This window comes from Fontibacillus panacisegetis (assembly GCF_900102215.1).
Lineage (GTDB): Bacteria > Bacillota > Bacilli > Paenibacillales > Paenibacillaceae > Fontibacillus > Fontibacillus panacisegetis.
In genome coordinates, this window is record NZ_FNBG01000044.1 from 20,043 (window position 1) to 27,165 (window position 7,123).

9 protein-coding genes are annotated in these 7,123 nt (G+C 43.1%); 8 read left to right on the forward strand and 1 reads right to left on the reverse strand.

Annotation, left to right across the window (positions count from 1 at the left end):
- Nucleotides 1–95: 95 nt before the first annotated feature.
- On the forward strand, nucleotides 96–1,190 hold the full coding sequence (locus tag BLS49_RS22840; RefSeq protein WP_091236148.1) for a prephenate dehydrogenase: 1,095 nt from the start codon (nucleotides 96–98) through the stop codon (nucleotides 1,188–1,190).
- 231 nt (nucleotides 1,191–1,421) lie between these two features.
- Nucleotides 1,422–1,667, forward strand: coding sequence for an SDR family oxidoreductase (locus tag BLS49_RS25565; RefSeq protein WP_091236129.1), 246 nt, complete (start codon nucleotides 1,422–1,424; stop codon nucleotides 1,665–1,667).
- Nucleotides 1,668–1,706: 39 nt separating this feature from the next.
- Here the strand turns inward: BLS49_RS25565 and BLS49_RS22850 are convergent, their stop codons facing one another.
- Nucleotides 1,707–2,846, reverse strand: a complete 1,140-nt coding sequence (locus BLS49_RS22850; protein WP_091236132.1) for a GNAT family N-acetyltransferase — start codon at nucleotides 2,844–2,846, stop codon at nucleotides 1,707–1,709.
- Nucleotides 2,847–3,140: 294 nt separating this feature from the next.
- On the opposite strand from BLS49_RS22850, the gene BLS49_RS22855 reads away from it, so the two are divergent.
- The 6 genes from BLS49_RS22855 (at nucleotide 3,141) to BLS49_RS22880 (ending at nucleotide 7,003) form a co-directional block, all read left to right on the forward strand.
- Nucleotides 3,141–3,734, forward strand: a complete 594-nt coding sequence (locus BLS49_RS22855; protein ID WP_091236134.1) for an RNA polymerase sigma factor — start codon at nucleotides 3,141–3,143, stop codon at nucleotides 3,732–3,734.
- Nucleotides 3,731–4,330, forward strand: a complete 600-nt coding sequence (locus BLS49_RS22860) for an anti-sigma factor (protein ID WP_091236136.1) — start codon at nucleotides 3,731–3,733, stop codon at nucleotides 4,328–4,330. The genes BLS49_RS22855 and BLS49_RS22860 overlap by 4 nt, the downstream gene beginning before the upstream one ends.
- A gap of 84 nt (nucleotides 4,331–4,414) precedes the next feature.
- Entirely contained in the window at nucleotides 4,415–5,014 is a 600-nt protein-coding gene (locus tag BLS49_RS22865; protein ID WP_091236139.1) for a histidine phosphatase family protein, read from the forward strand.
- Nucleotides 5,015–5,105: 91 nt separating this feature from the next.
- Nucleotides 5,106–6,194: a hypothetical protein gene (locus BLS49_RS22870; RefSeq protein ID WP_091236141.1), complete on the forward strand. Its 1,089-nt coding sequence runs from the start codon at nucleotides 5,106–5,108 to the stop codon at nucleotides 6,192–6,194.
- Nucleotides 6,195–6,290: 96 nt separating this feature from the next.
- On the forward strand, nucleotides 6,291–6,797 hold the full coding sequence (locus BLS49_RS22875; protein ID WP_091236142.1) for a gamma carbonic anhydrase family protein: 507 nt from the start codon (nucleotides 6,291–6,293) through the stop codon (nucleotides 6,795–6,797).
- A gap of 23 nt (nucleotides 6,798–6,820) precedes the next feature.
- Entirely contained in the window at nucleotides 6,821–7,003 is a 183-nt protein-coding gene (locus BLS49_RS22880) for an IDEAL domain-containing protein (protein WP_091236143.1), read from the forward strand.
- The last annotated feature ends 120 nt before the right edge of the window (nucleotides 7,004–7,123 follow it).

The window sequence follows — 7,123 nt, forward strand, 5'->3', positions numbered from 1 at the left end:
CTGATTCTGGTGATTCAGTTCCTTAACGAGTTGCTTTTTCATCGAATGATGATAACGCCGCACTATTTAACTCTGTAGAAATCGAGTGAATGTATATGACGACTAAAATTACTATTTTTGGTGTCGGCTTGATCGGTGGATCGCTGGCATTATGTCTTAAGGACAAACCTGGATTTACGGTCGTTGGACATAGTCCAAGACCAAATTCTTTAAAAAGAATGCTGGAGCGCGGTGTTGTTGACGTCGCGACGTCCTCAATGGAAGAAGCGGTACAAGATGCCGACTTCATTTTTTTGTGTGTACCGGTAGGCAATCTGGAGGAATACTTGCAGGAGCTGTACAGGCTTCCTCTGAAGCCTGGCTGCATTATTACGGATGTAGGCAGCACAAAAGCTTCGGTTGCTGCTTGTGCCCAGAAGCTTGCACGTCATGATGTACATTTCATAGGTGGGCATCCTATGGCTGGATCTGAGCGCTCTGGAGTGGATGCTGCTACAACGCTGTTGTTTGAAAATGCATTTTATGTTTTAACACCTCCAGCCAGTGTACCTGAGGAAGCGTACTTCAGGCTAGAGAAGCTGCTGACCTATACCCGGGCTCAAATCGTGCGTGTGGATCCTGTAATGCATGATCAGATCGTAGGAGCTATTAGCCATTTGCCGCATATTATTGCGGTAGCGCTTGTGAACCAAATATGTGACTATAACGCAAATAGTGAACTGTATCGTACATTGGCAGCAGGAGGGTTCCGAGATATTACGCGGATCGCGTCCAGTGATCCCATCATTTGGCGTGACATTTTGTTAAGTAATCGAGATGTGTTGCTGGGTCAATTAAAGGACTGGAACCGGGAAATTTCAACATTTGTCTCTTTGCTTGAGGAACGGAATGGCGAAGGAATAGAAGAAGCTTTTCAGAAAGCAAATCTTTTCCGTAGTGAGCTTCCTGAAGGTCGTAAAGGTGCAATTACATCCCTGTTTGATATTTATATTGATGTTCCTGACACTCCGGGTATTATTGGTCAAATTGCTACAGAGCTTGGGGAACAACATATCAATCTTAGCAATATGCAAATTATTGAGAACAGAGAAGATGTACAGGGTCTGCTTCGTCTATCCTTCCGTAACGAGACAGAAATGGAACGAGCAAAAGAGCATCTGCAGGGTATCGGATATAAGGTATATTTCTAATCATCAACAAGGCAAATGCCTTGTAATCAAAAATGTAAGCGCTAATAAAAATGTGTTGACAGAATGAAAACGGATACATATAATAAAAGTACAGTATGGTTTCTCTCCACTCCTATCCAATATCTATTGCTCCTTAGTGAGCAAAGTCCACTTCGTGAAGAAGTGGTCTTTTTTTTGTATTTTTAGGTATGCTACACTTTTAAATAGGACATGAAAAGGATGGTGACATAAATGGACTTGGGATTGCAGAACAAAAAAGTAGTTATTACCGGTGGAAGCAAGGGAATCGGGCTGGCCACGGCACTGACACTTGCTGCAGAAGGCGCTCAGGTTGCTATTGTGGCTCGAAATGAAGAAGCTATGGTCGGTGAAGCGCAGGAAGCTGCGAATGTCATTGCTTTTCTAGTATCTGATGCTGCATCCTATGTAACGGGAACATCGGTTAATGTTGATGGAGGCAAAGCGACGGTGCTGTAATGATAAGCAATAAAAGGGATGGTGTAACATCCCTTTTATTTAGATGAAGTACAGCCCATACATATAAGGCAGCGGAATAGCAAATGGATTGTGACTAGAAGATTTGCTTACATCAATAACAGTGTCAGGATTGAAAATAACAGAGCTCAGTTGATCAATCCCTTCAATGAAAACTTTTTCATCTTTAGTATGCAATTCATAGCGGTTATTGCCGAGAATACTAATATACGTCTCCCCAGTGACAGTCTTATCGAATCCAGCCTGTTGAATGAGAGCAGCTTCATCGACCACAAGCACGGTTCCGGCATTGTTCACTTTCTCGGATTGAACATGATCATTTTGAAGTAGTTCAATAAGCTCGGAATCTTGCCAAGGAAGAATTGCGGATAGAGATGCCAACTGGTAGCGTGAAATTGCATCGTACATAAGTTCATATGCTGCTAAAGGATTTCCGGCCCATTCTATGATCTGTCCCATATGCTGCTCTTGTACAGGTGTATTTTCACCAGGAAGCATTAATATGATCGCTGCAGCTATTTCGTTATTGTCTGAGTATGCGATTCGAGTGATCTGGATTTTCTTATTCAAGGTGGCGTAAGCACTTGTGCCAATGCTTTGCTGTAACTCAGTGATCCCCCACTGGAAAGACGACGATTTATTGGTCAATAGATGATGTAATGTGAAAATATCTTCTGGCACTATGTCGCGATAATTCCATGAAGGCAGAGAGGAGTTAACATTGTGTTTGCTCACTGCATCTTCCTTTATAGTTACTTTGTTGGCGTTTCCAAAAAAAACACTACCTTCTCTTGTATATAGGGAGCGGTCACCTGAAATAAACATAACCGAGGCACCTGATTTTCGGGCATGCTGACGACAGGATGCAAGCAGTTTGCTTGCTAGGCCTTGTCCGCGAAAAGCCGGATCTGTACATACCGCACCGATAGAGTAAGCTCTCAGAGATTTCTTGGCTCCAATCGTTATCTCCACAGGTACCATACCCATAAACGAGACCAGATTGCCTTCCGGGCTAAAAGCTCCATAGGAATGAGGGATTCCTGCTTGGAATAAAGTTGGAAAACATGACCCCATATGACCGTTCTCATCATTGCAAAAAACGATATTTGCTAATTTAGCAGCCTGCTCCAGTTCACTTTTTTTGACTAAACGAATCTCCATTATCGGCAACCTTCCTTTTTATCTAATGATGCTACATAGGTTACATTCAGTTCAATGCTATCATATAACATTCTCTTGCGAATTGCATGGTGAAGGCGGATAACTATTTCTCTAATTCCGACTTCTATGGTATAATATTGATCGATTATAACATGTAAGGTAATTCTGATATGTTTTTGGGGAAATTTTAAATTTGTTACATATTAGAGCGCAACTTTTTTAATCCTGTTCGGTAATAATGAGATAGAGTCGAACGGGAAGATGAGCATGGATGGGCGAGGAGGATCGCACTCAATGACGGATTCCCAACTGATTCGAGAAATCAAAGAAGGCAATACTGAGTTGTATTCGGAGCTGATGCGACGATATCAACGCAAGATATTAGCCTTCGTGTATCACATGTTAAAGAGCTCCCACATGGAATTATTAGCAGAAGACTTATGCTCGGAAACGTTCTATAAAGCATTTCGAAGCTTGCACTCCTTCCGGGAGGTGGATGCTTCTTTCTCCACCTGGTTGTATACGATTGCTAGGAACACAGTACTTAGCGAACTGCGCAAGCAGCGTAACGGCAACATCCCGTTAGATGAAAGTGGATACGTTCCAGTTGCACCGAGTGAAATCGTTCCGGAACAAGCTGTTTTACGGAGTGAGAAGGTAGACATGGTACGTGAGGCGATTAACAATTTACCAGAGAAGCAGAGGTCTGCACTAATTTTACGTGAGTATGAACAACTGGACTATCAGGAAATAGCGAACATCCTTGGACAGAGCGTTAGTGCGGTGAAGTCTTTGCTGTTCAGGGCGCGAAGCAGTGTTAAGAACCAGCTTGAACCCTACTTTTATGAACCGATTTATGAGCAATACGAAGGGATGAAAAGCAGATGAATTGTAAAGAGGCCCGAGAATTGTTCGGATTGATTCCCGATCTACCCGAACATCATCCTCAGCGTAAGCTGATGGAGTGGCATGTTCTGGGCTGTGAATCCTGCGCGGCTGAATATCAAATTTGGCTAGAAAGCTCGGAGGCCGTCAACTCTTTACCGATTGAAATCAGTGAGGAGCAGGCGGAGGCAGTAAACCGCAGGGTCATGGACCGGATTTATGCGGAATCTCCGTGGCTTGCTCCAGATGTTAGGGATACGAGTTATACGAAACGAATACGGCGTCGTGTCGTTATTTGGGCGTCATGCTTTCTGGTGCTTTTCCTGTGCAGCTCCATTTTGTTTGTTGTCGGGGGATGGGCCAAAAATAATAGCCAAGTAAAACCAATGACTGGTGTATTACCAGCAGCAGTAGCGACAACGGATTCTGATATGTCTTCGGACTTTTCCTTTGTCTTGCCTACGGAATCACGGGGGATTGTTGATCCGTTCGTAGTACAGCTCGGGCCAACATATCCGCAGTACTGGATGTTGCTGTCGACAGCAGGTCTTGTTCTTGCCTTTGTATCATGGAAAGGCATCCGCCGATATCGAAGATAGGACAATTTATAACGCCTCCTTTCCGTTTAAGAGCGGAAGAGGGCGTTTCTTATTTTTATTTGCATAAGATTTAGGAGGATGAATATGCTTGTTGGATTAATTCGCCACGGACTGACAGACTGGAATGTCATCGGTAAAATTCAGGGACAAAGTGATATTCCATTAAATGATGAGGGTAGACGACAGGCACATCGATTAGCTGATCGACTTGTGACAGAGAGCGAGTACCATTGGGATTTTGTATTAACAAGTGATTTATCGCGGGCGCGTGAGACAGGAGAAATCATCGCGAATAAACTGAATATTCCTCTTTATGAGCCAGATTCCCGCTTAAGGGAGCGCGCTTTTGGTGAAGTGGAGGGGCTGACTGCTATTGAAAGAGAGACTCGTTGGGGCAAGGAATGGGATTTGCTTGATCTTGGACAGGAAAAGGATGATGACATCCGCCTCAGAGGGCTTGATTTTCTAAATGACATTGGTGATCGATATCCTGACAGTAACGTGCTTGTTGTTTCACATGGCGCGCTGCTTGCTCAATTATATATTGCATTATATAAAGAGAAATGTATGGAACGAATCGGTAATTTGTCACTGACTGTATTGGAGAAAAAAGAAAGTGACTGGATTATGCAGCTATATAACTGTACTCGTCATTTGGAAGAAATATTGGAGAATTCAAAATAATCCAGCTTTGGCTGGGTTATTTTTTTTGGTTAAACGGAATAAATGCTGCAAAAAATCCCATAATGGTAGTAAAACGGCGAGGCGGTATGATATGAATTTGGCTGATATGCTTACTTTTGCCGACATCGGACAGCTTAGCAGAATAGCAGACCATTACCAATGCGACTGCAATGGTAATTCCAAGCATGAGTTAATTCAATCGATCCTGCAGACGATCGGGCGCAGAGAATTTATCGAGCATCATGTTGCGGGAATGAGTATGGAGGATTTGCGGTTTCTGAATATGCTGCTCTTTGACGGGCGTAGGCAGTTCAGTCTTGAAGAACTTATCGCTTGTGCTCAGCAGTCGCGTTTTACGGAAGACGCCAGAGAGAAGGAGACCCCTCGAGATATCATCTCAAGATTCAGAAAGCAAGGTTGGTTATTTCAGGGGAGAACCCATAACACTCGTTATTTATTTGAAGTTCCGGAGGATTTGAAACACAGGTTTAGGGTAGCATTGGAGCAGCAATTTAGATCAGAGGTAATCAAGGCGCTGGGTGAGCCTGCTATATACCGGGAAGAGCCTGAATTGCTTGCAAATGATTTGAGATTACTGCTGCAATATGTACAGCATCATGAAATTCCTTTGAACAATGAAGGGGTGATGTATCGACGCAATCAGTTGCAAATTATGGAGAAATTCCATGTCTCCGAACAACTGGTAGGAAAGGGATGGAGGTTTGGGTATGGCAGACGGTTCAAAGATTACCCTAACAGGCTTGCACTATTATACGACTATGCTTATTACAAGGGGTTAATCACTGAGAATCGCGATAAATTGTTACTGACATCCTCAGGTGAAGAATACTTAATTGAAGAAAAGCGGGAGAGTATGATTCATTTTGTCAGCTTTTGGTTGAGACTCTATAAAGGTCCCATCCCTAACCTGCTCTCTTTGGTGTACTGGAGTGAACGTTGCTCCAAAGAATGGGTCACAGTAAACTCGCTCTATAGAAGGATTGAACCTTTAATCAGGCCCTTCTATTATGATAATCCCACATCTATATATGAAGAACGAATTCTAAGAATGATGCTTCATTTAGGGATGCTGCGAATTGGTGAGGATGAGTACGGGGAGCGATATGTTCAAACGACTCCATTTGGATCGTCAACAGTTCAACTGCTTTATAAAGGTTAAATTTAGAGCCGCAGACACACTGGAATTTGTCGTGTTGACAATTGACAGGTAGTATTGTTACAATCCACCCAATTCATGAATGGGGGAGTGGAGAACATGCTGCTTGGATATAAAGGCATAATGCCAATTGTAGACTCAACGGTGTTTGTAGCTGAAGGGGTAAAGATAATAGGCGATGTGTCCATTGGTTCTGAATCTTCGATCTGGTACAATGCAGTACTTCGCGGAGATTTGGCTAAAATAATGATCGGTAATCGCTGCAATATTCAAGATGGAGCTATCGGTCATGTAAATAGTGACCAGCCACTTATTGTAATGGATGATGTCTCGGTAGGACATGGCGCTATCATACACGGTTGTACAATAGGCAAAGGTACATTAATCGGTATGGGGGCGATTGTCTTAAACGGTGCGCAAATTGGTGAATATGCTTTAGTAGGAGCAGGTTCCCTTATTACAGAAAATACAGTTATTCCGCCCTATACTCTTTGTCTAGGTTCTCCTGCCAGAGTTGTACGTGAATTGACAGAGAACGATCTGCTGCGAATGAAACGGACGACGGATGGCTATGTGGTGAAAGGACAAGAATATAGGATCTCTTGAACAATGGTTTGGAGGTGCATCCTATGGATCAGATGAAGGTTACTTATGAAGCAATGCTCAGTTTGGCTGCAGAAATGGTATGGGACGAAGCGTTACGCAAACATCGATCAGAACAAATATATAGTGAGATCGATACAGCTTTGGCCAGTGGTGACGAAGTGGCCTTCCGGCTTCTGACGGATGAACTGAGGACGCTTAAAAAATAAGAGGCTGTCCCAAAAGTTATCTAATATAACTTTGAGGGACGCTTCTTGTTTAGCAGAGGAAAGGCAAGATATCAGGAAAAGGATGCAAAAATACAGTTTTTTAAAAGTAGCCATGAAAGG

Bases quoted from the DNA above. Each gene is read 5' to 3' on its own strand.
- BLS49_RS22870 (WP_091236141.1), top strand. From the start codon at position 5,106: ATGAATTTGGCTGATATGCTTACTTTTGCCGACATCGGACAGCTTAGC.
- BLS49_RS22840 (WP_091236148.1), top strand. From the start codon at position 96: ATGACGACTAAAATTACTATTTTTGGTGTCGGCTTGATCGGTGGATCG.
- BLS49_RS22850 (WP_091236132.1), bottom strand. From the start codon at position 2,846: ATGGAGATTCGTTTAGTCAAAAAAAGTGAACTGGAGCAGGCTGCTAAA.
- BLS49_RS22865 (WP_091236139.1), top strand. From the start codon at position 4,415: ATGCTTGTTGGATTAATTCGCCACGGACTGACAGACTGGAATGTCATC.
- BLS49_RS25565 (WP_091236129.1), top strand. From the start codon at position 1,422: ATGGACTTGGGATTGCAGAACAAAAAAGTAGTTATTACCGGTGGAAGC.
- BLS49_RS22875 (WP_091236142.1), top strand. From the start codon at position 6,291: ATGCTGCTTGGATATAAAGGCATAATGCCAATTGTAGACTCAACGGTG.
- BLS49_RS22855 (WP_091236134.1), top strand. From the start codon at position 3,141: ATGACGGATTCCCAACTGATTCGAGAAATCAAAGAAGGCAATACTGAG.
- BLS49_RS22880 (WP_091236143.1), top strand. From the start codon at position 6,821: ATGGATCAGATGAAGGTTACTTATGAAGCAATGCTCAGTTTGGCTGCA.
- BLS49_RS22860 (WP_091236136.1), top strand. From the start codon at position 3,731: ATGAATTGTAAAGAGGCCCGAGAATTGTTCGGATTGATTCCCGATCTA.